Annotated in this window: 28 protein-coding genes; 9 read left to right on the forward strand and 19 right to left on the reverse strand. The window is 35.1% G+C overall.

Features of this window, described 5'->3' with window-relative positions; all coding sequences use genetic code 11:
- Nucleotides 1-25: 25 nt before the first annotated feature.
- Entirely contained in the window at nucleotides 26-592 is a 567-nt protein-coding gene (locus tag C0Z22_RS10410) for an NAD(P)H-dependent oxidoreductase (RefSeq protein ID WP_103218309.1), read from the reverse strand.
- A gap of 84 nt (nucleotides 593-676) precedes the next feature.
- Here C0Z22_RS10410 and C0Z22_RS10415 point away from each other — a divergent pair, with 84 nt between their 5' ends.
- Nucleotides 677-1,228 (forward strand): TetR/AcrR family transcriptional regulator, encoded by a 552-nt coding sequence (locus C0Z22_RS10415; protein ID WP_103218310.1) that lies wholly within the window; start codon nucleotides 677-679, stop codon nucleotides 1,226-1,228.
- Nucleotides 1,229-1,264: 36 nt separating this feature from the next.
- Here C0Z22_RS10415 and C0Z22_RS16035 read toward each other — a convergent pair whose 3' ends face one another.
- From C0Z22_RS16035 to C0Z22_RS10425, 3 genes are read right to left on the reverse strand one after another with little or no spacing between them, the layout of a single operon-like run.
- Nucleotides 1,265-1,417 (reverse strand): hypothetical protein, encoded by a 153-nt coding sequence (locus C0Z22_RS16035; RefSeq protein ID WP_158246893.1) that lies wholly within the window; start codon nucleotides 1,415-1,417, stop codon nucleotides 1,265-1,267.
- On the reverse strand, nucleotides 1,417-2,055 hold the full coding sequence (locus C0Z22_RS10420) for an HD domain-containing protein (RefSeq protein ID WP_103218311.1): 639 nt from the start codon (nucleotides 2,053-2,055) through the stop codon (nucleotides 1,417-1,419). The genes C0Z22_RS16035 and C0Z22_RS10420 overlap by 1 nt, the downstream gene beginning before the upstream one ends.
- Nucleotides 2,056-2,069: 14 nt before the next feature.
- On the reverse strand, nucleotides 2,070-3,233 hold the full coding sequence (locus C0Z22_RS10425; protein WP_103218312.1) for a LanC-like protein: 1,164 nt from the start codon (nucleotides 3,231-3,233) through the stop codon (nucleotides 2,070-2,072).
- 132 nt (nucleotides 3,234-3,365) lie between these two features.
- Between C0Z22_RS10425 and C0Z22_RS10430 the strand changes: the two genes are divergently transcribed.
- Complete coding sequence (locus C0Z22_RS10430) at nucleotides 3,366-5,099, forward strand: PLP-dependent transferase (protein WP_103218313.1); 1,734 nt, start codon at nucleotides 3,366-3,368, stop codon at nucleotides 5,097-5,099.
- Between the two features lie 26 nt (nucleotides 5,100-5,125).
- On the opposite strand, the gene C0Z22_RS10435 is transcribed toward C0Z22_RS10430, so the two are convergent.
- The gene (locus C0Z22_RS10435; RefSeq protein WP_103218314.1) at nucleotides 5,126-5,503 is read right to left on the reverse strand and encodes a MerR family DNA-binding protein; all 378 of its coding nucleotides are present in this window, start codon (nucleotides 5,501-5,503) and stop codon (nucleotides 5,126-5,128) included.
- Between the two features lie 74 nt (nucleotides 5,504-5,577).
- Between C0Z22_RS10435 and C0Z22_RS10440 the strand changes: the two genes are divergently transcribed.
- Nucleotides 5,578-6,045, forward strand: coding sequence for a DUF2938 domain-containing protein (locus tag C0Z22_RS10440; protein ID WP_103218315.1), 468 nt, complete (start codon nucleotides 5,578-5,580; stop codon nucleotides 6,043-6,045).
- A 111-nt stretch (nucleotides 6,046-6,156) separates the two neighbouring features.
- Here C0Z22_RS10440 and C0Z22_RS10445 read toward each other — a convergent pair whose 3' ends face one another.
- The 5 genes from C0Z22_RS10445 to C0Z22_RS10465 all read right to left on the reverse strand — a co-directional run bounded on the left by C0Z22_RS10445 (nucleotide 6,157) and on the right by C0Z22_RS10465 (nucleotide 8,480).
- Complete coding sequence (locus C0Z22_RS10445; protein WP_103218316.1) at nucleotides 6,157-6,657, reverse strand: hypothetical protein; 501 nt, start codon at nucleotides 6,655-6,657, stop codon at nucleotides 6,157-6,159.
- Between the two features lie 176 nt (nucleotides 6,658-6,833).
- Entirely contained in the window at nucleotides 6,834-7,256 is a 423-nt protein-coding gene (locus C0Z22_RS10450; protein WP_103218317.1) for a cytochrome b/b6 domain-containing protein, read from the reverse strand.
- The gene (locus C0Z22_RS10455) at nucleotides 7,256-7,525 is read right to left on the reverse strand and encodes a PepSY domain-containing protein (RefSeq protein ID WP_103218318.1); all 270 of its coding nucleotides are present in this window, start codon (nucleotides 7,523-7,525) and stop codon (nucleotides 7,256-7,258) included. The genes C0Z22_RS10450 and C0Z22_RS10455 overlap by 1 nt, the downstream gene beginning before the upstream one ends.
- Before the next feature lie 410 nt (nucleotides 7,526-7,935).
- The gene (locus C0Z22_RS10460) at nucleotides 7,936-8,148 is read right to left on the reverse strand and encodes a hypothetical protein (RefSeq protein ID WP_103218319.1); all 213 of its coding nucleotides are present in this window, start codon (nucleotides 8,146-8,148) and stop codon (nucleotides 7,936-7,938) included.
- 59 nt (nucleotides 8,149-8,207) lie between these two features.
- A complete protein-coding gene (locus C0Z22_RS10465; RefSeq protein WP_103218320.1) occupies nucleotides 8,208-8,480 on the reverse strand; it encodes an RNA-binding protein in 273 nt (90 codons plus the stop codon).
- A gap of 416 nt (nucleotides 8,481-8,896) precedes the next feature.
- On the opposite strand from C0Z22_RS10465, the gene C0Z22_RS10470 reads away from it, so the two are divergent.
- Entirely contained in the window at nucleotides 8,897-9,352 is a 456-nt protein-coding gene (locus tag C0Z22_RS10470) for a hypothetical protein (RefSeq protein ID WP_103218321.1), read from the forward strand.
- Nucleotides 9,353-9,432: 80 nt separating this feature from the next.
- On the opposite strand, the gene C0Z22_RS10475 is transcribed toward C0Z22_RS10470, so the two are convergent.
- Complete coding sequence (locus C0Z22_RS10475; protein ID WP_103218322.1) at nucleotides 9,433-10,110, reverse strand: hypothetical protein; 678 nt, start codon at nucleotides 10,108-10,110, stop codon at nucleotides 9,433-9,435.
- 194 nt (nucleotides 10,111-10,304) lie between these two features.
- Here C0Z22_RS10475 and C0Z22_RS10480 point away from each other — a divergent pair, with 194 nt between their 5' ends.
- Nucleotides 10,305-11,318, forward strand: coding sequence for a S8 family serine peptidase (locus tag C0Z22_RS10480; RefSeq protein ID WP_103218323.1), 1,014 nt, complete (start codon nucleotides 10,305-10,307; stop codon nucleotides 11,316-11,318).
- A 4-nt stretch (nucleotides 11,319-11,322) separates the two neighbouring features.
- Here the strand turns inward: C0Z22_RS10480 and mnhG are convergent, their stop codons facing one another.
- Genes mnhG through C0Z22_RS10505 form a run of 5 tightly spaced genes read right to left on the reverse strand, consistent with a single transcriptional unit; the run spans nucleotide 11,323 to nucleotide 14,793 of the window.
- Nucleotides 11,323-11,607: a monovalent cation/H(+) antiporter subunit G gene (gene mnhG / locus C0Z22_RS10485; RefSeq protein WP_103218324.1), complete on the reverse strand. Its 285-nt coding sequence runs from the start codon at nucleotides 11,605-11,607 to the stop codon at nucleotides 11,323-11,325.
- Nucleotides 11,607-11,873 (reverse strand): monovalent cation/H+ antiporter complex subunit F, encoded by a 267-nt coding sequence (locus C0Z22_RS10490; protein ID WP_103218325.1) that lies wholly within the window; start codon nucleotides 11,871-11,873, stop codon nucleotides 11,607-11,609. The genes mnhG and C0Z22_RS10490 overlap by 1 nt, the downstream gene beginning before the upstream one ends.
- A complete protein-coding gene (locus C0Z22_RS10495; protein WP_103218326.1) occupies nucleotides 11,870-12,217 on the reverse strand; it encodes a Na+/H+ antiporter subunit E in 348 nt (115 codons plus the stop codon). The genes C0Z22_RS10490 and C0Z22_RS10495 overlap by 4 nt, the downstream gene beginning before the upstream one ends.
- A 12-nt stretch (nucleotides 12,218-12,229) precedes the next feature.
- Nucleotides 12,230-13,891, reverse strand: coding sequence for a complex I subunit 5 family protein (locus tag C0Z22_RS10500; RefSeq protein WP_233189722.1), 1,662 nt, complete (start codon nucleotides 13,889-13,891; stop codon nucleotides 12,230-12,232).
- Nucleotides 13,892-13,896: 5 nt separating this feature from the next.
- Nucleotides 13,897-14,793, reverse strand: coding sequence for a hypothetical protein (locus tag C0Z22_RS10505; RefSeq protein ID WP_103218328.1), 897 nt, complete (start codon nucleotides 14,791-14,793; stop codon nucleotides 13,897-13,899).
- Nucleotides 14,794-15,213: 420 nt separating this feature from the next.
- On the opposite strand from C0Z22_RS10505, the gene C0Z22_RS10510 reads away from it, so the two are divergent.
- Nucleotides 15,214-15,639 (forward strand): PH domain-containing protein, encoded by a 426-nt coding sequence (locus C0Z22_RS10510; protein WP_103218329.1) that lies wholly within the window; start codon nucleotides 15,214-15,216, stop codon nucleotides 15,637-15,639.
- 427 nt (nucleotides 15,640-16,066) lie between these two features.
- Here C0Z22_RS10510 and C0Z22_RS10520 read toward each other — a convergent pair whose 3' ends face one another.
- On the reverse strand, nucleotides 16,067-18,547 hold the full coding sequence (locus C0Z22_RS10520; RefSeq protein ID WP_103218331.1) for a cation-transporting P-type ATPase: 2,481 nt from the start codon (nucleotides 18,545-18,547) through the stop codon (nucleotides 16,067-16,069).
- Nucleotides 18,548-18,679: 132 nt separating this feature from the next.
- Between C0Z22_RS10520 and thpR the strand changes: the two genes are divergently transcribed.
- Nucleotides 18,680-19,204 carry an RNA 2',3'-cyclic phosphodiesterase gene (gene thpR, locus C0Z22_RS10525; protein ID WP_158246895.1) on the forward strand — a complete coding sequence of 175 codons (525 nt, stop codon included), beginning with the start codon at nucleotides 18,680-18,682 and terminating at the stop codon, nucleotides 19,202-19,204.
- Nucleotides 19,205-19,219: 15 nt separating this feature from the next.
- Nucleotides 19,220-19,732 (forward strand): M48 family metallopeptidase, encoded by a 513-nt coding sequence (locus tag C0Z22_RS10530; RefSeq protein ID WP_103218333.1) that lies wholly within the window; start codon nucleotides 19,220-19,222, stop codon nucleotides 19,730-19,732.
- On the opposite strand, the gene C0Z22_RS10535 is transcribed toward C0Z22_RS10530, so the two are convergent.
- Nucleotides 19,715-20,611, reverse strand: a complete 897-nt coding sequence (locus C0Z22_RS10535; RefSeq protein ID WP_103218334.1) for a M14 family metallocarboxypeptidase — start codon at nucleotides 20,609-20,611, stop codon at nucleotides 19,715-19,717. The two genes, C0Z22_RS10530 and C0Z22_RS10535, sit on opposite strands and share 18 nt — an antisense overlap.
- Nucleotides 20,612-20,613: 2 nt before the next feature.
- Nucleotides 20,614-21,972, reverse strand: a complete 1,359-nt coding sequence (locus tag C0Z22_RS10540; protein ID WP_103218335.1) for an HD domain-containing phosphohydrolase — start codon at nucleotides 21,970-21,972, stop codon at nucleotides 20,614-20,616.
- A gap of 56 nt (nucleotides 21,973-22,028) precedes the next feature.
- Between C0Z22_RS10540 and C0Z22_RS10545 the strand changes: the two genes are divergently transcribed.
- The gene (locus tag C0Z22_RS10545; protein WP_146037867.1) at nucleotides 22,029-23,405 is read left to right on the forward strand and encodes an HD domain-containing protein; all 1,377 of its coding nucleotides are present in this window, start codon (nucleotides 22,029-22,031) and stop codon (nucleotides 23,403-23,405) included.
- Nucleotides 23,406-23,449 lie beyond the last annotated feature (44 nt).

Here is a 23,449-nt window from a genome sequence, read left to right on the forward strand (position 1 = left end):
ATTATTTACACAGGGTGAATAATGATTAATCAATATACTTCATTTTCTCTATCCAAGACCTCGTCTTGTTTTCATCGAAATTACGTACAGGTCCCACTAAAACCGTTCTCTTAGTTTTAATCCCAGAGAAGCTAAGAATTAAACTTTTAAGCAGCTTTGGCCCTAAATTCCCTTGAACGTACTTGTAATAAAAAGGTGGCGTATCCATTGTCGTAACAATTGTCGCAGTCTTACCACTCAGAAGTTTTGTTTGAAAGCTCTGCCCTGGCTCAAACTTAAAGGCAAATCCTGGCAAGAAAACACGATCAAAGAAACCCTTTAATTTGGAAGGTAGACTCCCCCACCATGTTGGGTAGAAGATAGCGATATGACTGGCTTCTTGTATTGATGCCTGTGCAGAAATAAGCACATCTTCAAGAGGAACAATTTCTTTATATCCTTTGTCTAAAATAGGATTGAATTCAATTTCAGATAGATCAATTAAGCTTACACGATTTCCCTTGGCCTCCTGTGCCTCAAGATAAGACTTGGCAAGAGAGTATGTAAGAGATGTTGAATCAGAATGACCTTGGATAACTAAAATATTTTTCATATGCTCCTCAAATGTTAACACTTGTTCACATAATATAAGTTAACACTTGTTTACTTTCAAGCCAAAAGAAGGCAAAATGAAGAAATGAGAAAAAAATCGGATACTTATCATCATGGGGCACTTAAAGAATCAATCCTATTAAATGCAAGTCAAATCATTGCAGAGAATGGGAGTGTCGATTTCTCAATCAGAGATATTAGCAATGCTTGCAAAGTATCTCCTGCTGCAATTTATAAGCACTTTAAATCAAGAAATGAAATTGCAGTGAAACTTGCTCTTCAAGGAGTAAGTCTTCTTAAAGAAGAGTTTGATCTTATTTCAAACTCAAAGTCCCCTGGCCTTTTGAAATACTGTAAAGCTTATATTAATTTTGCAAAAGAAAACGAGGGACACTTTAGGGCCATTTATTTTAAGAAAATTTGTTCAATGGATGAGTTTCAAGAAGTTGAAAGCATTACAGATCAACTCTATGCATACCTTTTAGAATCAATCGATACAAAGACATCGCTTAAGAAAGATGATTATAAAATAAAGAAAATACTCGCCTGTATCCACGGCGTTTCGTTTCTTATCATAGATAATTGTGCAGAATTTTCTGAAAAGGAAATTGATAAAATCCTAAAAGATATAATTTAATTAGCTCCATGAGAATGGATTCATGGAGCGCAAATTTTATTTCGTTTTATAATATAAGTTGAATGTGTAATCGATTGATGTACCTTTGTGTACTTCTAGAATTTCTTTCGCAATATTTTCAATTTCGTATACACCACTATTATCATGAATATTTGGGGAGTCGTGAAACCCTTTATTTAAATCACTCATTAATTATTCCTTTTATATGTTATTTCTGTTTTAAGTTGATCTAAGAAGGCATGAAAGAAAGCAAGCCTTCTCATTCCTTCTTCTTTTCCTGCTTGCGTGTTAAGACGATCATTTAGCTTTAACAACTTTTTTTCAAAATGATCTAGAGAATATCTCTTGTCATCTAATGAGCGATCTTGTGCCCATGGATCATCAAGATGATAATACTTAGACTTCATCTTAGTTCCACAACTGGCCCATCTCATCACTCCGATTGCACCCATTGCATCGAGCTTGTCCGCATCTTGTAAGATTTCAGATTCTATAGAGCTGGCCTTTAAGTTGGCACTATAAGAATGCTCTAAGATAACTTGTGCAATATGCTCTACTTCATTATCAGTATAATTATATTCACTAAGTAAGGACTTAGCCTTTTGTGCAGCAAGAGCGCTGGCCTTACTACGATGTTCACTATTTTTAGGAATATTAATAATATCGTGTAAATAGGCCGAAGTATTTAAGACTCTTAAATTGACTTCCTGGCCATGAGAAAGTTTTTCACATAAATTTGCAACTCTAATAACATGAGACCAGTCGTGACTCGGATCATCGTGGTCATAGTATGACCTAATCTTATCTAGCAATTCTTTTTTAAACATCTAAGACTCTCCCATCAAATACTATCGAGAAACGGAAAATCACTTCCCTCTTTGATACAATCGATAAGATAAAGAGCAAGTCCCATCTCTCCTGTAAAAAGAGTAGCACGGCCATTTCTTTGAGTTAGTGCATGCATGGCAAATGAACGAGCGCGATCAAGCCATTTCTTATCACCAGTTCTTTTATAGAGTTGTAAGAAAGCATAACCATTTCCATCTGTTCCATGACAAAGAGAAACCCCTTTATCAAGTGGCCCAGCTTGCCAGATAACCTCAGCTGATTTTAAAAGGCAATCATCAACAAATTCATCGCCAGGATAATTTACAAGTGAAGTTACTACCCCAGGAGCTCCATGACACCATTGTGTTAACTGCTTTATTTGCGGCATTGGTGGATAGACAACTTCATAATTCATCATCTCACCTTCTTCCTTGCTAACAGCTTTCATAACTTTTTTAACGTGAGCAAGGAGATAATCCCTATCACCTTGAGAGAGAAGATTAATCTCTTTTAAGATTCCAAAAATATTTCCAAAGTAGCCGTGACCTGCTCCAATATAGCGAACCTTCTTGCCATACATATCTTGTTCCCAAACAAGCTCACCTTTGGCCTCTTCTTCTTTCAGTTTTTTAATTAAAAAATCGACATTTTTTAGGAAGAGTTTCGCCCAACGCTCTTCTTTTGTTTCTCGATAAAGAAAAGAAGCTGCAAGCATAGTTCCAGGAGCACCCCATAGGGCCTCAATGGTTGCATTTTCGATATTAGACTCAACTAACTCAAATATTTTATCTTGAGTTACTTTTGCAGGAGAAAACTGGTTTTGAACGAGAAGAATCCCGACTTCTCCAAGAAAAAGAGAAGGAACTACATTTTTAGTATCTGGGCGACGAAGATAGTCCTCATGAATTTGATTTAATAATTCTACTTTATTGAAAGGGAGGTCACGATTAAGAAATTTTGAAACTTTATTCAACGCCCAAACAGTACCTGCAGCGCCATAATAAATCGTCTTATTACTTTCGATTTGCGCATCTTCATTCTTGTCTGCAATCCAATACTTTTTAGCATCAAAATTTCTCAGAGTGTCATTAAAGATTAACTCAATAACTTCGTTTACTTTCTCTAAATTCCATCCAGCATCGATCAAAGTTTCGTGCTTTGTTGGTTCAAACAACATAATTATCCCTATCACTGTATTATTAGGATAATTTTAACATTGTGTTCAAAAAAAATCCTCTGCCAAAGGCCGACATCTGATATTTTATATCGTAGAATCTCACTAAATATTGAATCAATTACGGAGTTCCATATGGACACAAATATAAAAGAAAGACTAACGCAAATCGTAAATAATATGCCGACAGACTGGCTGCGCTTAACGACACACAGACTTGATATCTATAATGAGTCACTTGCCAAAGTTGAATTTCTTCAAAAATTAGAAGCTGGAGTTGAGCTAGAAGAACTTCCAACTGCATATGATTATATTCGTCTTGGTCATCCACTTTCATGTGTTCTTGAGTGGGCCATTGCAAAAGAAGCGGGACTAAATGCTGAAAGTGTTATTTCATTTTCATCTGAAATAATGCCAATCCTCGCCGTTCTTCGCGCAAATAAGTTTCTAGGAAAGCGCACTCTAATCGTTAGTGAAAGGCCATTATCAGAATTATTTCAATCAGTTTATCAGTACGACTTTATTCAATCACAACAACTGGATAAGGATTTTGACGGTACTACAATTGTAATCGATGGAAGTGAAAAAGCTGATATCAATGTTGCTCGTTATCCAAAGCTAGGAAGTATCATAACTGTAAATAGTAATGATGAAGCATATATTAAAGAGATTCAACACGTAAGACGTCGTGAATCGATTGCCATGACTCCGCAAAACTGTCTTACAGTTATTAAGGCAATGCTTGGAGAAAGTCCAAGTGAGATGAATACTGTTGATACAACAGAGCTAACAAAAACAATTCAGGATATCACAAACTCTAAGACACAAGTTGCATTTAGTAACTGCGGTCTATCCGCACAATATGCAATCATGATGGGACAAGTGCACTTTGCTAATGTAAACCATCCTGGAAAAGATATTAAGTTCATTGTACCGCCGAATTGTTACGGTGGAACAAATGACCAAGCAAGACGTGTAGCTGCTTGTATTGATAACGTCGAAATTATTGACCTTCCAGTTGATAGTGGAAAAGATATGGTAACAGAACTTGAGCGTATTCTAACAGACGTTGCTCATGCGGATGGTGTTCCATATATTATTGGTGAGATTCCAACTAACCCACGTGTTGAAATCCCAGACTTAATTAAACTGCGTGAAACTCTTAAGAAGCCAAGATTTACTGATGATGGAGCAACTGCAGTTGGTGCAGTTTTCAATCTCGATCAAACTTTTTGCCCAAATGTAAAATTCTTTGGGGATCACGGCTACCTAAATGACGTGAAAGTTATTTCATATGTAAGTGGATCAAAATTTCCAAGTGGTGGCCTTTGTACTGCAGGCTATGCAGTTGCAAGTGATAGTGCTGCTGAGTATATGAGCTATATTGAAAATCATCTGAAACTTTGTGATAACGTAGCAACTAATCTACAACTTCAAATTTTAACTCGTGAAATGCCAGGTATGAATGAAAGGATCGCTAAGGCCTATGCAAATACACGTGGGCTTGTTGACTATATTCAGAAACATCTTCCAAAGGCAAAGATCAATTTTGTTTCGCATGAACTTGCAGATGCAACTTTTACTCCTTCTGTTTTCTCACTAGACCTTCCAGCGACTAGTGAAGAGCATAAACGTGAACTTAACCACAAACTTATCCGAATGATGATTGAAGCAATCCCTGAAGAAAGTAAGCATTGTGTAAGCTACGGCCAATTAAAAGGCTGTTACTGGACAGTTCCTGCAACCTCAACTCAAGGGACGACAAAAGAGAGCGACAAAGACTATATCGTTCGCGTCTCTGTTGCTGCTGACTTTGATCTAAAAAAACACCAGGAAGTCTTTAAGAGATTTGTAAAAGAAGCTTACTAATAGTACGCGCCTAGCGCGTACTTCTCCTATAAGGCATCCTTCAATAACTTTTGAAAATTTGCACACTCAAAATGATCTTTTTCCTTACAATTATTCAAGTGTTCTAGGCTATTCTTCATTTTCTTTAGTTTCTCAATCTGCTCATCAATTTCATTAATCTTCTTTGTAAAAAGTGATCGTCTAACTTTAAACTTTCCGTTAGCTGTAAGCATTGAGGAAATCTCCTCTAGACTTAGGCCACAAGATTGTGCCAATGAAATAAATGAGAGATTATGAATAACACCCTTTGGAAACACTCGCTTTAGGCCATGCCTACCTATCGACTTTATTAGACCAATCTTCTCGTAATAACGAATCTTAGATGAAGCAAGAGATTTAACTTTTGATAATTCACTTATATCCATATTAATCCTTGATAACACTACTTGACTTGAAGTTAACTTTAACTTGTAGAGTGAATATAACAAAGGAATATTTTATGAAAATTATAATACTAGGAATTCTCGCTACTTTATTTATGGATTTATGGGCATATATGATGAAAATTACCTTTAATATTAAAGGACTTGATTACAAGCTCGTTGGCCGTTGGGCATATTATATAACCCAAGGTACTTTTTTCCACCAAACAATTATTCAAACAAAGCCTGCTCCAAATGAATCACTCATTGGCTGGAGTATTCACTATTTAATCGGAATATTTTTTGCAATTGTCTTAATTATAATTTTCGGAAGTGATTGGCTTGTTGCCCCTCAATTAATTCCTGCTCTTATCGTTGGTTTAATTACATTACTGGCCCCTTTTTATATCATGCAACCAGCTTTTGGATTTGGTGTCGCAGCATCTCTAACCCCGGCTCCTTTTCAGACACGAGTAAAGAGCATTATGGCACATACCTCATATGGAGTAGGTTTATACTTAGCAGGACTTACTTTATCTCTTTAAAAATTTAAGGAAGCTTAAAAGCAAGAGCAGACACACTTTCAGGATTTTTTCAACAGAACGAATTTCGCACCTATCCTAGTTTAATTATTACTTAGAATAGGTGCGAATGTATTAAAATTCTCTTTCACAACCAACTTCTCGAGCACCAGAGAAAATAACTTTGTTACTAGTAACCTCTTCAGAGCCTTCAATTACGTATTGTGTTTCCAGTACAAATCGAGAGTAATTTGCACGTTCTTCAAAGCGAACTTCAAACATTAAATTTTTTAGATTAACGACTTCAACCTTATCTGTTTCATGAGGTTGGCCAAATAGTGGATTAGTACGTGTCACAGTAATATTCTCAATATTTCGACAACTGATTAGAAGCCTATCTTCACTGAAACGACATTTAGACTTATCTAGGCTAAAGCTTGTAAGAGCACGAGCTTCCCAGTGATTAAAAAGCTTAAAGACTGTTGCACCTGTTAGACTAATATTTAGACTATTTTCAGTTTCAAGAACTGACATCTTATTATAAGCGAAACTCGAGTCGCGACAATCAAGGTCACTATGAATAACGCCTGCTTGAGTAGTTGCTGCAATTAATAGACCTAATAATAACTTCTTCATCTCTCTCTCCTTGGTTAGGTTCTAGAGAGAATCTATAATTCATATTAAAATAAATAAAATGATTATTATTAATCACTGCAATAAGATTATTTTATACCTAGAGATTATGATTTCAATGAAGTATAAGAGAAAATTAAAAAAAGTAGCACTAAGTTTTTAAAACTTAATGCTACCTACTACTCTTTTTCCCCACTTATCATAACCATCCATGTTCTTCTCTTCATCTTGTAAGCATCAAAAAATACTCCCCCTAAATGAAGTAGAGACAGGAAAATAAGAATATTAGAAAATACTTCGTGAATATCCTCTAATAAGTCATTTCCAAAGAATCGATCAAGTCCCATTAGAAATCCCGTCGTGGCCAATCCTATGATTGCTGTCCACATCAGCCAATAAACATACTTGGCCTTTGGATTATAATGAGTGATTGGATTCTTCTTATGAATTAATAATCTTAGCAAGACGAATGAGACCGCAATGTAGCCGAGATAACGGTGAGCTTGCTTACCTTCTTCAAGAATAAAAGCATTGAGGATGACCGCAATGGCCACCCCCCAATGTAAGACTCTAAAAATAAGTGGGAGTCTTATCTCACCCATTAATGCATCTCTTTCTTAACGATCGATCCATCAATTGGACTAAAATAAATTTCAACTTTATTTTGCTCTTTATCCCATCCGTAAATCTCGTAGCAATTTCCCTCGGTTACTTTAAATTTATTAATTTTGTAACCTTCGGCAACTAACTTTGCTTGAAAATCTTCTTCATTTTGCCATTTACTCTTATCTTCAGTTGTACACTGAGTTTTCTTTGACGAGCATGAAACAAGAGTTAAACCAACTGTTGCTAATAGTAATAATTTTTTCATCTAATACTCCTTTCTAGATTGATATTAATGAAAACATAACTATATAAACCAATAATATATCGGCATATAGAAGACGTTTTCGGATTAAATTGAATTTAAATTTTTGAATTTTATCCTCACTACATGAATTGCAGTGAGTCCTATAGATGGGTACGAGACAACACAGCAATTACAATTAATTACTAGTGCTAGTCTCGTCAACAAGATAATTTCTTGCAGTTACACCGGGGTTTCCCCATTATGTCGACGTAACTTTTGCCTTTTTGGGTGGCAACTGACTACTCCCTAACTATAAAAATTTTAAAGTGATAATTTTATACAGTCAAGGTTCATAAATGAATTCTGGAAAAAAAATTAAGATATTTTAAGCTAATGATAAATCACATTAGCTTCTTGTATAATAAAGATGCTTATAACAAAATGATTGAATTAGAGTAAATACGTATCTCTTCACTTGCTCTCATAATAAAGAATTTTTTGAAATTATTTCTCTCGAATTGAACCTCAAAATAATCAAACACTCCATCATATAGCTTAAATATACTTATAACTTTACCTACTCCAAATTCGTGAGAATATACTTCAGTTTTATTTTCAATATGTTTTTCAAAATCTATAATCATAAGTTTCTCCTAGTAAAATTGTAAAGGCGCCATAAAATGACGCCCGATTTATTCAGAAACTAGTAGCGATCGTGCGATTTTTTCTTTGTAGTTTTGGCCATGTTCACAATTAACGATCTTCCCATAAAGTTTTTATCGTTAAGGTTACTGATCGCCTTTTCAGCATCACTTGCTGTTTCCATTTCAACAAATCCAAACCCTCTTGCTCTGCCTGACTCTTGGTCTCTAATAACATTTACTGCTACAACGTTTCCAACATCAGCAAAAAGCTTTTCAAGATCAGAATTTTCGATATCGTATGATAAATTTCCTACATAAATATTAGATTTCATTTTTACCTCCAAGGTAAATCGCTCTTAACAAGATAGGATCCATGCTAAGAGTATAAAGAGACTACTGTCCCTGCTACACAAGATTGTGTAAGTACATTTTCTTAATAAAATTATTTAAACTGTTGCTAATAGAGAAAATAACCTAGGATCATTTTTATATTAATCCTATAGTCAAAAAGATATTTATTATTCAGTGATTGCCAGCTACGTGGCCATAAAGAACATCTCGACTTTATAAGTATAGCCTATCAATGCGTTATTAGCAAATAGAGTAATCTTTGTGTAAATACACAGGCTTAAATGATAATTATTAGAAAATAATAAAATAACTCAAGTAATAAAAATTAATTTACATACTTTTAATAGAATGATAGTTAACCAAAAATAATTTTAACAATAATTCATAGGTATTTTTAATGAAACAACTAGCTATCATTTTCTCGTTACTATTCTCTTTAAACTCATTTTCATCAGTTAGTTATAATCAATTCTACGAACTATACGATCAGTTAGACTATTATACACCAACAGGCTTTAGAAATAATGACGATAACTACAGCAATACAGTGAATGATATTGATGTATGTGTAATTCAACTTAAAAGCTCACAAGAGTTATATTACTGGACTTCAAAACAAGAAGTAACGATCTACCTAGGAAATGGCGGATATAGAACTGAAGTACAAGACAGTGGTTATGGTTACTACGGCCTAGCAATTTATTTCGATTCAAATGAAGTTACGTACACAAAATACGAAGATGGTGATGTCGATACAAAGAAACGTTCTCACTACATCCTATGGTACAGAAGCTCATCAAGTGCAAAGACAGCGAAGAGAACGCTGAGAGAGCTAGAAAACCTTTGCAAATAAAATAATAAATTCTAATCATATTGGGGAAGTCTAAGTACTGATACCAAGGCTTCCCTAAATTTCTTTGATAACTTTATTTTCTATTGTCGTACAACTCTTTTCATCTCTTCTCCTCCAAAACATCTCATATATAAGTGATAAGATGCACCGTTGTGAACTTTTGGCGATAAGTGAAGTTGGTAGCGAATCGTTACACTACGCTTTGTATGATCTGTTGTTAGGCCAACAAAATTTCTGTCATTAACAAGATAACTATAATTATCAATCCCTGTATCTCTTGCGTATAGCTTATCAAAATCAACATATGACTCGAAGTAATCGACATCATCCAAAGGAGCACTATATTCTTCGTCAACAAGTGATTTGATAAGAGAAACTAATAGCTGCTTGCCTTCACTCTCTGAGTAAGGTTTTTTAAAGTTACTTAAAGGAAGTCCTGCAAAGAATGTATATAGACTTGGAGCAGTTTGATAGACAAAACGTTGATATAAATATTTATAATCAGCAAGAGGAAGCTCCACATTCTCAGGAGTAAAGCCTCTGTCTAAGTGAAGAACTTCAACAGGCCCTAGTCTAGTTTTAGTGTATACGAAATTATTACGAAAAGAGAGTTTCTTATCCTTAAAAAGAGTCTCGTAAGTAAAGATATCTTGGTAAGAAGCAGTGAATTCACATCCACCTTTATATCTCTTGTAGTCCATTGCATAAGTATTAAGACCAAGAGCTAGCAATAAAATTGAAAGTGATAATTTTCTCATAATAATCCCTAAATAAATAATGTCTTGAAAGTTTTGTCTTTATAGCAGATCTAATATTAAAGACATCCAAATTGTAAAATCTTTAGGATAATGCACTTTTCAAAGCGTGTCATTATTACCACCTAGCTTGTTCCAAGTGATTAAAAATACTATAAATCGGCTTGAATTCAATTTAGAAGCGACAAGGAATATCAATGAAGAAAATTTCAATTCTTCTTACTCTTTTCACATTAAATACCGCTCTTGCAAATGACCCACTAGAAAAAGATCAGTGGCATCTGAAATATAACGCTAAAAATAAGGGTGCAAACATTGAAAAGGCCTGGAAAATTCTCGAGTCAAATTATCAACCCGTTATTGCAATTATCGATGCTGGATTTGATATTGATCATGAAGATTTAAAAGACAGTATTCTTATTAATAAAGAGGAAATTCCAAACAATGGGATTGATGACGATAATAACGGCTATACAGATGATTATTATGGTTATAATGCGAAGAAGAAAAATGGTGATCTTTCAGGAGATTATGACTTTCAAACAAAACACGGCACTGCTGTAGCAGGCGTCATTGCAGCAAAGCATGACAATGGCCTCGGTATCAAGGGCGTTGCAAAAGGTATAAAGATCATTCCTATCGTTAAACCAGAGCCTATGGCAAAGAGAAAGGATAAGCTTCCACACCTTATAGAGGCAATGAGATACGCAATGGAGAGAGGAGCAGATATTATAAGCTTTTCTGCGAGGCTTAAAGTAACGTCACCGGCATTTAAGAAAGTACTCAGAGAACTAAATGACAAAGGGATTCTCGTCATTGCCTCTTCTGGAAATGTTGGAGTTGAAAACTCGACGAATCGATACCCAGGTGCTTATGCAGAGGAATTTTCAAATATTATTGTCGTGGGCTCAAATGATAAGAATGGTAATAGAGTAAAGTCTTCTAATTATGGAGATCAATCAGTTCACCTCTTTGCCCCTGGTGATAAAATTCTAACAACACACCTATCAAATACCTATGGTCCATCGAGTGGTACAAGCTTTTCAACACCACTAGTTGCAGCAGTTGCGGCCATGGTTTTGGCAACACATGGGCCGCAGTCGAGATGGACAATGAGAGAGCGACTAATTAAGACAAGTCGTCCACTAAAAAGCCTTGAAGGCCTGAGTGTATCTGGTGGAATTGTAGATGCCTATGAGGCACTTAAATAACAAATTATGAAGTTTCATTTTTCTTAGTATAAGCATAGGCCATTGCATGTGTTGCAATCGGTGTCGTAATCAATAAGAATATAAAAAGAAAGAAGTTAGTTATTACGATATTAAGATTAGCAAATATCATTGCTGTTCCTAACAAGATTAAACCTGCTCCAAATGCACTGGCCTTACTTGCGGCTTGAAGCTTCATATAAAAGTCCGGCATTTTCATAAATCCCACGACAGCAAGGAAAACAAAGATAGATCCTAAAAAGATTAAAACTTCACCGATAAGATTTATCATTAATTCTCCTTACTCATATCAGATAAATAAACTGCAAATACAAATGCTGTTACAAAGCCAACGACAGCGAATAACAAGGCAATATTATAAAAAAAGAGATCTCCGTATAATGTATAAAGAATTAGAAAAAGGCTAACACCAGAGATTCCAATTAAGTCAAAAGCAAGGACCTTAACAAGAACTTCCTTTTCTCTTTTTGCTTCTAGAATGAGAAGAAAGAAGGTCAAGACAACAAGGCCAATAGAGATCATTAGCAGAACACTCATTTAACTCCTCCATTTGAAGCTCCCCTTAGAATTCTTAAAACACGACTCTCAATAACTTCTTTGAATTCCTTAATTGCCTCCTCTTCATTTTCTAAAAACATCATGTGAATAAAGAGATGTTTTTTATCTGCATCCAAATCAATAACCATGGTCCCAGGAGAGAAAGTAATGAGATTTGATAACAAAGCAATTTCAAAATCACTCTGTACTTCTAGTGGAAATTTGATAATTCCTGGAGTTGATAAGTTCTGAGGTGTCACTACATCTTGAGCGACTCTAAGAGCACCTAGAGTAAGATCCCACAAATAAAGAACGATAAATTCTAAAATGTACCATAACCTCATAGACAAAACTCCCTAATAAATTAGTCCGACCTTACCAACTTCTTGAGCTAGTTTAAAAATTAGAAGCGGATTAAAGCTAATAATTAAAGTAAAGATACAAAGCAAGATACAGGAGATATAAGATCGAATAATAGAGACCTTTGAAAAAGACACAATAAACTCATGATACTCACCCCAAAACACTCCACTCCAAATTTTTACCATACTATATAAAGTAAAAAAGCTTCCTATAATCATTGGAATAATGATCCAAATAAGACGGCTCTCAGTTGCTATTTTAAAGAGACCTAATTTTGCCCAAAACCCAGAAAATGGTGGTATTCCAATAAGACTAGCAGCAGGAATCATAAAGAGAATAGCAATAACAGGAGATGTTTTTAGTAGTCCACCTAACCTAGAGATCTTCTCTGTATATGCAAAGTTTCTGATCAGGCCAGAAACGAAGAATAGATTTGTTTTAACTAAAATGTGATGAAAGATATAAAAAAGAGAACAAGAGAAACCAAGTTTCTTTATTGCCAAATCAGGGTGAAGACAAAAACTAACACCAACACCAATAAAACCAACCTGACTAATAATATGATAGCTTAAGATCTCTCTTAATTTGTTTTGAACAACTGCAAACCAAACACCGACAAGAAGAGTAAGAATCGCTAAAATTAGAATTGTCCAAAACAATTGAAGATCAGAAGGAAAAACCTGACCGAAGACTCTAATCATTGCATAAAGGCCAAGTTTTGTTAGAAGTCCCGCCAAGACTCCGCTAAGTCCAGCTGAAAGTTTTGGATAACTTTCTGGCAGCCAGAAAAATAATGGAAAAAATGCTGACTTAATTGCAAAAGCACCAAAGAGACAGATCGCAAGAGAGCGAACAAGGCCTGGGTCACTAGCGTATAATTGTGCCAATCTTTCGCTTAAAACCTTAAAGTCTAATGTATTTGTAAACTTATAAATGAGAGCAATTGAAATCAAGAAAATAAGTCCACTAATGAAATTTAGGAGTATATACTTAAGACCGCTTTTAAGTCTTTTACGAGATGAATCAAGGACAACAAGTACATAACTACTCATTAGCGTAATTTCAAACCACACAAATAAATTAAAAAGATCGCGAGTAAGAAAGGCACCAGTCAATCCCAGAAAGAGTGTATTGTACAAGAAGTGATAAATGCTTTTTTTCTCAACAGTAACACCTGGATAAGCGTAAAGCACACCAGTGAAGTATATTGCGCCGACAACGAAAATCATAACTCCTGAAAAAATATCATAACTTAAAGATATTCCAATTCCACTTTCCCAGCTTCCTACTACAAATGTTGATGTTTGTTTAAATGAAAAAAGGAATAATCCAGAAATTATAAAATATAGAAGTGCAAATAAATTTGAAAAGAATAAGATCAACTTGTCTGACTCCTTAAACAAGAGAGAAAAGGCAGCTGAAACAAGCGGTAGTATAAGAAAGACGATAAAAAAGTTCTGATGTATCACTACGCCTTCCCCTATTAAGCTTAGGCTTTCAATTCTATTTTTAAGCCTTGATACATCATCAATCTCCTTTCTCTTCCTTTTCAAATTGTTTATAAAGTCATTTTTACAAACATCTAACAATTCTTTTCTCACTATCATTGGCTCCTTGTTTAGAACATCTAATACTTTTTTAAGTTCAGTACCCATCACTACTAACTCCTCCTTTTTATTGCCAAAAAGCATTCAAATTTTAATAGTTGTAGCTTAAGAAACAATTTCCAGAAACTAATTACCCCATCAAACAGATCTCCTGTAATGACAATATCTTGTTTACTAAAATCACTTAAATTTGAAACAAAATAGCTATCATAAAATGAATCACCTACTATCTTCATCCCTTCAATACTATCTTTGAAACCCATTTCCACTTTACTAGTTTCAACAATTGGAAATCCATTGTATAAGACTGCATTAGAAAAATTTGGTTTTATGTAATAGTTGAAAATATTAGTTCTAATTTGCTTTGAATATTTAGACTCTATCCCTCTTATTGGATAGCAAGATTTGTTAAAAATTGGCTCTAAAGAATGCAATGTTCTTGGACAATTTAACATACAAGTTCCATACAACCTCCCTGTTCTCTGCCATGCAATCCTAGAAAAATAGCTTAAGTATGTAATCCCTAAAATTTTCATAGTTTTTCCATTTAATTTATTTTTTGTGTTCCCCATAGAAATACCAAAAACTAGTGTAGAAATATCCTCACTATTAATAAGCATACTAGCATTGAATGCAATAGCTTCTCCTTGGTATACTAGGATAGTTATCACACCTCCATTTTTCATAAAATCAGTGAAACACTCTTTGGAGCCAAGAAATTTATAATTAAAGTTTTCTCCATTCCTTTCCAGCACAATACATCTAACTACTGTAACTAAGTATCTGGAAGCATCAAAAACAGTTTGTATACTTTTTTCATCAAAGACATAGACTTCAGCATCCATAAATCTTTCCTTATAGATATAAGCAAAATTCTTAGCAACTAATTCTTCTAGGTACATCATTTTCAAATCTTTCAAGTTATTCTTTGTACTAATTTCAAAAGGCACAAGCATCTCCTTTCTCAGAAACTGAGATTAATAGATTTTAAAATTGAAATAATTAAATTGAACTAGCTAGTTATGAAAATTGGGTATAATACCAAAGTAAATTACAAAAATATTATGACAACAGAATGTTGCTTAATCTTTTTTTGAATAGATCCCATGAATTAATTATACTAAAAAACTTGACTACTCGCAACGACGATTAATAGCTACGAACAGACAAATTGATCAATTGCGAGCAATTACAACCAATTAAGAAAATTGAAAAAAAGTTATTAAAAAAAATAATAAGTTGAAAAATTGTTATTAAAAAATATCGCATTAAATTTTACGAAAACATAAAAAAATAAAGAAAGCTTGAGTTAATTTAAGTATAAAAAGTCCCGAAATTAATTAAGTCAATAACACCATTGGGAGGATAAAATGGAAAAAGACTTAAGAAATGGAGAGGTACTAATTGCATCAAGAGAAATTCCTATTACATTTTGGATTGGTGAAGCGATAAGATGTTTTACAATTATTGGTATTCCATTCGCATTAATGAATGTACTTCGAGTACTTACAAACTCTTTTGATGTCACAAACAAAAGAGTATTTGGAAAAGTTGGGCTATTTGGAACAAATGAATACGATGTTGCACTGGATAAAATTAACAGTGTTATGTCAGCCCAGGGTATTTTTCAAAAAATATTAAATTATGGGTACCTAGTAGTTTTAGACAATTCGGGTACAGAATTCGCTGTTCTTTGTGCATCACCAACGACATTAAAGAAGCAAGTTTTCTCAGTACAAGATAAGTTCAAAGAAGAACAACTTCAAAATATGGCAAAGGCAATTAAGTCAGCATAATAGTTCTGGCCTCAGATAAAAATGAGGCCAACTTAACTATCCTTAAGTATGAAAAAACATGATTTAGGTTTCACAGAGTCATTTCTTGAAGAAATGCAAGACGAACAAAACAATGTAAGATTGGCCAATAAAAAGGCCATATGGGGGGAGCTTGCCTCCTATATTCTTTTCGTCTCTGAAGTTATCAAAAATATTCTTTTCTATATTAAGTTTTTCAAAATAAGTAACTATGACGTTAGAGAGTTATTTTTTATAACAGCAATTATCGGACTTATATCTTTACTAATCATTATTGTGAATTATATACGGATAGAAAGATTATTAAACAACAAAAAGCTAGCAACACATAACTATCTAATCATACTAGGTTACCTAATATATGGTTCGTATTCAAATATACTACTAAATATATTTTTTTATTTCTTAACTATTGAAAGTTTTTTTTCAATAAGATAAGAACAAAACCAAAAATAATTGCACAAACTTTTGCCCAATCCACAAGATGCAAAGGTGTCAGATGAAGTACCTTATCCATTAATGAACTGTGAATGAGGACAATAGTCATAATTGTAGTCATTACGATGATAAGCTTTGCTGTAATAGTTCTTCCTCCTGTTAAGGCAACAACGATCCCAGCACTCCAAAGAGAAAGTAATGCCATCACCTTAGCACGGCCGTGAGCGACATTTTCGCCCTCAGCGACTGCGCTAATATAGAAGATAACAAGGATGATTGTTAAACCAAGCCCGATGCCCAAGATGATTACTAAGTCTCTTCGATTAAAAAAGGATTTTCGAGTCGTGAGTTCCTGACGACGAGGGCCCTGCTTAGCATCTTGCTGAAATGCAAATAGAGCTATTGGATGAATGATAAGTTCGAGCCATACCACGTGGATCGGTAAATAAAGCAGAGGGTAACCTAGTAACGGAATAATTGCGGCCGTAAGAACAAATGGCATATGAATAAGTAAAAGATACTTGAAGCTCATTCTTAGGTTTTCAAAAAGTTGCTTTCCTTCTCGAATTGCATTAACGATCGTACTAAAATTATCGTCTGTGAGGATGATTGAAGAGACTTCCCTTGCACTTCTTGTTCCTCTTAGTCCCATTGCCACTCCAATATCGGCGGCCTTAAGAGCAGGGACATCGTTTACTCCATCACCAGTAACGACAACTAACTCACCAACTCTCTTTAAACTCTCGACGATTCTAAGTTTTTGAATAGGATTACACCTTGCTACAATATCGACACTCTTAAAAAAGTTCGGATTCTTTAATATCCACTTATCTTCGAGTTTTTCTGGTTCAAGTTCGGCCGAAACGATAATGGGTTTAGAATCAATCAATCCCACATCTTTTGCAATTGCACCTGCAGTGTCGGGGTGATCACCGGTTATCATAAGCACTTTAATTGCATTATCCTTACAATAATTTATTGCTTCTTTCACTTCTGGTCGCGCTGGATCTTCAAATGCAAGGATTCCATAAAGTGTGATTCCGCCTTCTGGCTCTAAGCAAGATTCCACACCTGCTTGCGACACCAGAGTGGCGCCAACAGCTAACACTTTATGTCCCCCCTTCGCTAGATTCTCAACTTCTTTTATCCACTTAAGTTTTTCATTTTGTGAAAGGTCTGACTTTGACAAGACAACCTCAGGCGAGCCCTTAATGGCACAAATTAAATCATTATCGTAAAGAAAGAACCCAGACTCACGCTTTCGATCTTCTGTAAATGGAATAACATTTAATCTCTTAGGGATATTGATCCCTCTAAGTTTTGCTTCACTTATCAGAGCGATATCGACAGGATCACTGCCTTCAGCATTAGATGCCGCTAAGGCCATTAGCAAAATTTGAGTTTGAGAAAAGTTATCTGATGTAACAAAGTGGGCCAACTCGAGCTTACCAATGGTTATGGTACCGGTCTTATCGGTACAGATTTGAGTGACACGACCGATATTTTCAACGGATACGGCCCTTCTAACGAGAGCATGGTGCTTTGCTAATCGGTAAACACCAACACCTAAAAAGAATGAGAACACGACAGGAAACTCTTCAGGCAAAGCGGCCACGGCCAGGACTGCAGCACTTAAGAGTGCGTCGAGCCATCCATGTCCTTGATAAAATCTGATTGCAGCAATGGCCAAACATAGAACGACAGAAGCATAGACCAATAAACGTGTGAGTTCTAAAATTGCTGACTGAAGAGGTGTTCTTTCGTGAGAAATTTTAACAACAGACTGAACAATTTCACCATAGGAAGTACTCTTGCCAGTAGATAATACCCTTAAGATTCCCTTGCCTGTTAAGACCCTTGTTCCAGCAAAGCCTAAAACACTTGTCTCTACGAAGGCCTCTCCACTCGTGACAAAGGGGTCAAATTCAATCGAAGATTTTTTTACGGGAAATGCCTCTCCTGTTAAGACTGACTCATCAACCTGTAACGAGTCCACTTCTTCCCAATAACCATCGGCCGGTAAGAAGAGATTCTTACTTGAGAGCACAACGAGGTCTCCCGGAACAATATCAAGAGAGTCCACGATAACCACCTTGCCTTCCCTGAGGAGCGTAACTTTTGAAGAGAGCTGACTTCTAAGCCCAGCAGTTGATGCTTGCGTTCGAAAGTGAAGAAAAGCATCCATGAAGATAAGTGGCAATGTAGCTAGAATTAAAATAAGGGATTCGCTAAATTCCCCAATAAAGTAGAAAACTGCAGAGATGCTGACAAGGAACCAAACCATAGGGTCCTTCAGCGTATCCACAATAAGCTCAAGCCACGGACTGCCTACTCGTTCGACAATTTCATTTGTTCCAAATTTTGAGCGCTGCTTTGTGACTTCCTTCTCATCTAGTCCAGAGGAGCGACCGATGAGGCTGACTATATTACGAAATGAGATTTTCCTTTGCATAAGCTCTATAAGTTTAGAACACAAAAGTAATATAGAGGACTAAAGAGGACTAAAGAAGCCTTAATCTAATTTCCAGAATAATTAGGCCTTCATTCATAAATGATTCAAATATAATTTTATATGGGAATTATTATGAGAGTTTTTGTCGCCATTGATTTACCCAAAGACGCAAAGGAAAAATTGAAGAATGTGAAGATGGTCCATGCTAAATTTCACCGCTATCCTGCGGAAAATCTCCACTTAACCTTGAAATTCATTGGCGAGGTTTCAGATGAATTATTAGAACAAATCAAAGAGCAGCTTGATACAATTAACTTCTCATCTTTTCCATTGAGCTTCAAGGCCTTGGGCCACTTTCATCCTCATCGTCGCGGTACTCCCATTTGGATGGGTGTCGAAAATAATGAAGAGCTAATGAAGCTACAGGCAAAAATAGAAGAGGTTCTCCAAGACCTAGAACTAAAAATGGATAAGATGAAATTCACCCCTCACCTCACTTTGGGCAGAATGGAGCGAGGAACTAGTGAGGATGAAGTAGAAGAGTTTATTCAAACACTTCACATACCTGAATTTAGTATTGAAACTAAAGAGTTTATCTTATTTCATAGTCATTCAACCAAAAATGGTGTTGAATACCTTCCATTAGAAACTTTCTAACTAATCGGAGTGGGTATGCCTATTGAAAAGTACTTTCGACATTATCCGGAACATTTGAAACAGCAAATCCAGGATTTGATTGCCAGTGGTAATCTTAGGTCATACCTCTTAAATAAGTACCCACATCCGCATGAAATCAACTCTGACAAATTACTCTACAAGTATGCAAATGAGCTTAAGGACAAGTACATGCGTAATGTCCCTCAATTGAGTAAGGTCATCTATGAAAAACAAAAAGACCTCGTTAACGATGCTCTTGGTACCCACACTTATATTAGTCGAAATCATGGTGGTAAGTTAAAGAAGAAGCACGAGATGAGAATCTCACGCACTCTAAAAGATGCTCCTCGAGAGATGCTTGAAATGCTTGTTGTTCACGAACTGGCCCACTTTAAGGAAAAGGACCATAACAAGGCCTTTTATAAACTTTGTGAGTATATGCAGCCTAATTATCATCAAGTTGAGTTCGACCTGCGCCTTTATCTTGTTCTGTTAGATCAGGGGATGACTCTATATTCTAGAGATTAAATAATCAAGCCCACCAACAATAGCTGCGACCTGTGCATTTACACAATCCTCGTCGGTAACCTTTGGACTATCGGGATAGACTTCAGTCGTTGTACAAAACTTTGCATTGGAAAAAGATGCACAGAGATGAAGTTTCTTTAGGGCATAATTGATAACCCCCTCTTGTTCAACAGCAGATCCTATAATCTTGCCACTTTCATCAGCAGGAGCAATATGTGTGACCTTGCGAACTGAATCAATGATCGCCTTTTGAAACTCAGGAGTAGGATTATCACTATCATCAACAAGATAGAATCCATCAGGGATATCCCAAACATCTTGAGGAATTCCATCCCTCTTCTCTAGGGCCGGCCTAAAGATAGTATTGTCAGTATCTGTCGTCTCATGAAGATCAAAATGGGCAAAGATCTCAACACCTAAATCAGAAATGGCCTTCATAACGAGGTTACACTCTGGTGCTGGCCCATTTACATAGAAGGAGCGATTTGGATCAACTGTCTTTGGGTTCCAACGATTGATGGTCTCATACCCCCAGGGGCTGATACATGGAGTAACGATGAAGTTAAATGAATCAATATAATTTAAAGCTTCTCTTTCTAGAAAACCAAGGGCACCGTGAACTCCACTAGTTTCATAACCATGGACACCACCAGTAATCAGAACCGTTCTTTTATCTGGTGAAGAGTTCTTACTTTTAATGATAAAAAGTGGATACTTTTCTTCATCATATGGAAGAGCGCCATATTGTAAAATTTCAAAATGCTCTTCTAACTTTTTGATCTTTGAAACGACTTCTTCAAGATACGATCTCTTGATCGTTTGTTCTTTGAACCACTTTTCTTTTTCGCTTTCGCCCCATGGGACTATTTTCGTTGTCATTCTTAGGCCAATTTCTTAGTTAACATTTTAAAAGGCTCTTTAAATGGTACATACGCATATTTTTCTTCTAAAACTTCTGCAGCTTTTCTCAGTACCGACCTCTTTAGGCCTCTTTGAATTATATAAGAAGCAAGATCATTACAAAGAATAAAAATTGCAGAAATTAAAGTTATTTTCTTTCCACGAAGACCAACAGGAAAACCACTTCCATCAGGCTGTTCATGATGCTGATGAAGAATAAAATCAACCTCTGGGTATTTAGTAAATAAACTTGCTAACTCACCTTCTCTCACAGGGTGAATCTTAAACTCTTCCTGTTCATCTTCAGAAAACATTCTTAGATTTGGATCTTTAACTGAATTTATCTTACACAAGTCATCATTTTCTAATGTTGAATCACACAAGAGTGCACTGAGTATAATTTTAGATCTTGTCCCACTTGCCTTATAATTGATGGATTCTAGGATACTACATCCAAATAGAGATGTAAGAATGCTCTTTTCAGCAACGTCTCCCGCGCTAAATGGAAACTTTCCAAGCAGGGCCAATAAATCCGGCTCCTTTTCAATTACGTACTCACATTTTTCAATCACCTTATCAACTAGAGATAAAACAGCATCCCCAGTACCAATCCATCTTAAGTACGAATGGATGATACCAACTGATCGAATTAGGTTCTCAAGCAATACTTTTGTATCCTTATACTTATCAAGCGTAATATACATCTCTGTAATAGCATCTTCTAGAACTTGTAGCTGATCACTTTTATAGAGATATACAAACTTAACTTTTCTTTTAACAAAACTTTGAATTAAAGCTTCAGTGATAAGAGTATTTTTCTTAATCACTTTCATAAATTTATTTGAAGAAAATTTAATATATGCATCCGCTGGTATTGATTTAAATAAATATAAACTTCGAAGCTTTAATGGAGCAAATTCAGATTCATCGATTTCAATCAAGGCCGCACTTTCTTCAATTCTTTTATATTTTAATATGATATCCATAAACACATTTTCTAGTGCGTCTTCATTAAAAGGATATTCAAGGTGATGGGCCACGGCCATCATCTCTTCATCGAGTTGGGATTCTACATTTCCAGCATATAGCGATGAGTTTCCAAAGAATACAAAATCAATACTATCGACAAGTTCACTATATGCAGTCATTAGATCAAGCGCTTCTATATCCTTATTTTCAACATCAATTAAAGCAATATGAAATGGACCTTTACTCAATACTTGATCGATAGCCTCATCTTTAGAGTTCACCTTTACTATCTCGATTTCTTTAGGAAGGTTACTTCTTAGATAATTGTCTTTATTGATATCTTCATCAGTAATATATAATGCTCTTATCATTTCTGATCTCCTAACAACTTTAGCTTAATTAAATTAAATAATAGTATATAATACATATGAATTATTACGATGGGAATTATATGCGATCTAGAGTTTTGATTATTTCTGATGAAAATATCTTAAGTTCCGTTTATGCTGCGAACTTAAGTGCATACGTCGGTTTAAAAGTAATCGTTGCAAAAACAAAAAGTGAAATTCAAAACTACTTAGGTCGTAGAGATTACGTAAATCTAATTGTTTGTGCAAACTTTCTTGAAGATTTCCCAAATATTTCTGATGAAATATTAAACCTCATTTCTTCTGTGAAATTGAAGTCTAATATTATTATGTTTAATAATTTAACTGAACAAAATTCAACAGTCGCAATCCCACCATCTGTTATTTACATTCCTAATCGATATGATATTAAATCAATCGTTAGATCATCAGCAAAGCTAATGAATGTTACGGCAAAGGATATGGTTGCATTAGATGTTGGAGATTTTTACCCACTTCCACTAGATCTACTTAAATTAACTGATCAGGCCTTCTGTGATATTTATCTTCGAAAAGAACAAAAAGATGAAGATGAATTTGAATTAGTATATTCAAAGGATGATAAGATTAATGAAAAAGACATAAGTGCAGAAGATGATCAAGTCTATGTGAGGTCAGAAAAAAGACTTCAGTGTATCAACTTTTTAACGATGCAATTAATCATGCACTTAAAAACAACAGCTACGCCAGAAGAAAAGCTTAAGGCCGTTGAAGTCTCATTAGAATCTCTTGCTTCTGTACTCTTAAGCGATGAAGCAAACCTCGAAGAGGTATCAAAAGTAAGCCAAACTTGTATAAAAATCATCAAGGAAGTTATTGAAGAATCGAGTGAACTTGAAAAATTATTAGCATATCTTCTTGCAAATAAATCATCATATCTTTATACCCACTCTATTCTTGCAACATATGTAAGTCAGTTTATCTTAAAACAAGTTTCGTGGGGTAACTCTGCTCAAGAAGAGAAGATGGCCTGCGCTTTCTTCTTTCATGATATTTACCTAGCACCAGTCTACAAAGAACATCCTGATGCATTTGAAGTTGAAGATCTTGCATATAAACTTGATGTTAGTGAACAGAACTTAAATTATATTTTAATGCATGCCAAGCTAGCAGCAGAGCAAGTCTCAAAGCTTAAGAAGCTTCCTAATGGTGTTGATCAGATTATCCTGCAACACCACGGTACACGAAATGGAGAAGGCTTTGCCATGGATCCAGGAGATGATATCTCCCCTCTTTCAAAAGTTATGATGATCTCAGAGTCATTTGTGAACTTCTTCTTTGAAACAAAGGATAAGGGACAAAACTTTTCAAATGAACAATTAATTACTTTTCTAAACCAACAATATACTAATAAAAGTTATCATAAGCTTATTGCGATCTTAAAAGACCTAAAATAAATAAAATATACCAGAGGATCCATGAAAAGATCCTCCGGTATTTA

Origin of the sequence: Halobacteriovorax sp. DA5 (assembly GCF_002903145.1) — a bacterium.
GTDB lineage: Bacteria > Bdellovibrionota > Bacteriovoracia > Bacteriovoracales > Bacteriovoracaceae > Halobacteriovorax_A.

Excerpts from the sequence above, each read along its gene's own strand:
- C0Z22_RS10410 (WP_103218309.1), bottom strand. The coding sequence starts at position 592 with ATGAAAAATATTTTAGTTATCCAAGGTCATTCTGATTCAACATCTCTT.
- C0Z22_RS10415 (WP_103218310.1), top strand. The coding sequence starts at position 677 with ATGAGAAAAAAATCGGATACTTATCATCATGGGGCACTTAAAGAATCA.
- C0Z22_RS16035 (WP_158246893.1), bottom strand. The coding sequence starts at position 1,417 with ATGAGTGATTTAAATAAAGGGTTTCACGACTCCCCAAATATTCATGAT.
- C0Z22_RS10420 (WP_103218311.1), bottom strand. The coding sequence starts at position 2,055 with ATGTTTAAAAAAGAATTGCTAGATAAGATTAGGTCATACTATGACCAC.
- C0Z22_RS10425 (WP_103218312.1), bottom strand. The coding sequence starts at position 3,233 with ATGTTGTTTGAACCAACAAAGCACGAAACTTTGATCGATGCTGGATGG.
- C0Z22_RS10430 (WP_103218313.1), top strand. The coding sequence starts at position 3,366 with ATGGACACAAATATAAAAGAAAGACTAACGCAAATCGTAAATAATATG.
- C0Z22_RS10435 (WP_103218314.1), bottom strand. The coding sequence starts at position 5,503 with ATGGATATAAGTGAATTATCAAAAGTTAAATCTCTTGCTTCATCTAAG.
- C0Z22_RS10440 (WP_103218315.1), top strand. The coding sequence starts at position 5,578 with ATGAAAATTATAATACTAGGAATTCTCGCTACTTTATTTATGGATTTA.
- C0Z22_RS10445 (WP_103218316.1), bottom strand. The coding sequence starts at position 6,657 with ATGAAGAAGTTATTATTAGGTCTATTAATTGCAGCAACTACTCAAGCA.
- C0Z22_RS10450 (WP_103218317.1), bottom strand. The coding sequence starts at position 7,256 with ATGGGTGAGATAAGACTCCCACTTATTTTTAGAGTCTTACATTGGGGG.
- C0Z22_RS10455 (WP_103218318.1), bottom strand. The coding sequence starts at position 7,525 with ATGAAAAAATTATTACTATTAGCAACAGTTGGTTTAACTCTTGTTTCA.
- C0Z22_RS10460 (WP_103218319.1), bottom strand. The coding sequence starts at position 8,148 with ATGATTATAGATTTTGAAAAACATATTGAAAATAAAACTGAAGTATAT.
- C0Z22_RS10465 (WP_103218320.1), bottom strand. The coding sequence starts at position 8,480 with ATGAAATCTAATATTTATGTAGGAAATTTATCATACGATATCGAAAAT.
- C0Z22_RS10470 (WP_103218321.1), top strand. The coding sequence starts at position 8,897 with ATGAAACAACTAGCTATCATTTTCTCGTTACTATTCTCTTTAAACTCA.
- C0Z22_RS10475 (WP_103218322.1), bottom strand. The coding sequence starts at position 10,110 with ATGAGAAAATTATCACTTTCAATTTTATTGCTAGCTCTTGGTCTTAAT.
- C0Z22_RS10480 (WP_103218323.1), top strand. The coding sequence starts at position 10,305 with ATGAAGAAAATTTCAATTCTTCTTACTCTTTTCACATTAAATACCGCT.
- mnhG (WP_103218324.1), bottom strand. The coding sequence starts at position 11,607 with ATGATAAATCTTATCGGTGAAGTTTTAATCTTTTTAGGATCTATCTTT.
- C0Z22_RS10490 (WP_103218325.1), bottom strand. The coding sequence starts at position 11,873 with ATGAGTGTTCTGCTAATGATCTCTATTGGCCTTGTTGTCTTGACCTTC.
- C0Z22_RS10495 (WP_103218326.1), bottom strand. The coding sequence starts at position 12,217 with ATGAGGTTATGGTACATTTTAGAATTTATCGTTCTTTATTTGTGGGAT.
- C0Z22_RS10500 (WP_233189722.1), bottom strand. The coding sequence starts at position 13,891 with ATGGGTACTGAACTTAAAAAAGTATTAGATGTTCTAAACAAGGAGCCA.
- C0Z22_RS10510 (WP_103218329.1), top strand. The coding sequence starts at position 15,214 with ATGGAAAAAGACTTAAGAAATGGAGAGGTACTAATTGCATCAAGAGAA.
- C0Z22_RS10520 (WP_103218331.1), bottom strand. The coding sequence starts at position 18,547 with ATGCAAAGGAAAATCTCATTTCGTAATATAGTCAGCCTCATCGGTCGC.
- thpR (WP_158246895.1), top strand. The coding sequence starts at position 18,680 with ATGAGAGTTTTTGTCGCCATTGATTTACCCAAAGACGCAAAGGAAAAA.
- C0Z22_RS10530 (WP_103218333.1), top strand. The coding sequence starts at position 19,220 with ATGCCTATTGAAAAGTACTTTCGACATTATCCGGAACATTTGAAACAG.
- C0Z22_RS10535 (WP_103218334.1), bottom strand. The coding sequence starts at position 20,611 with ATGACAACGAAAATAGTCCCATGGGGCGAAAGCGAAAAAGAAAAGTGG.
- C0Z22_RS10540 (WP_103218335.1), bottom strand. The coding sequence starts at position 21,972 with ATGATAAGAGCATTATATATTACTGATGAAGATATCAATAAAGACAAT.
- C0Z22_RS10545 (WP_146037867.1), top strand. The coding sequence starts at position 22,029 with ATGAATTATTACGATGGGAATTATATGCGATCTAGAGTTTTGATTATT.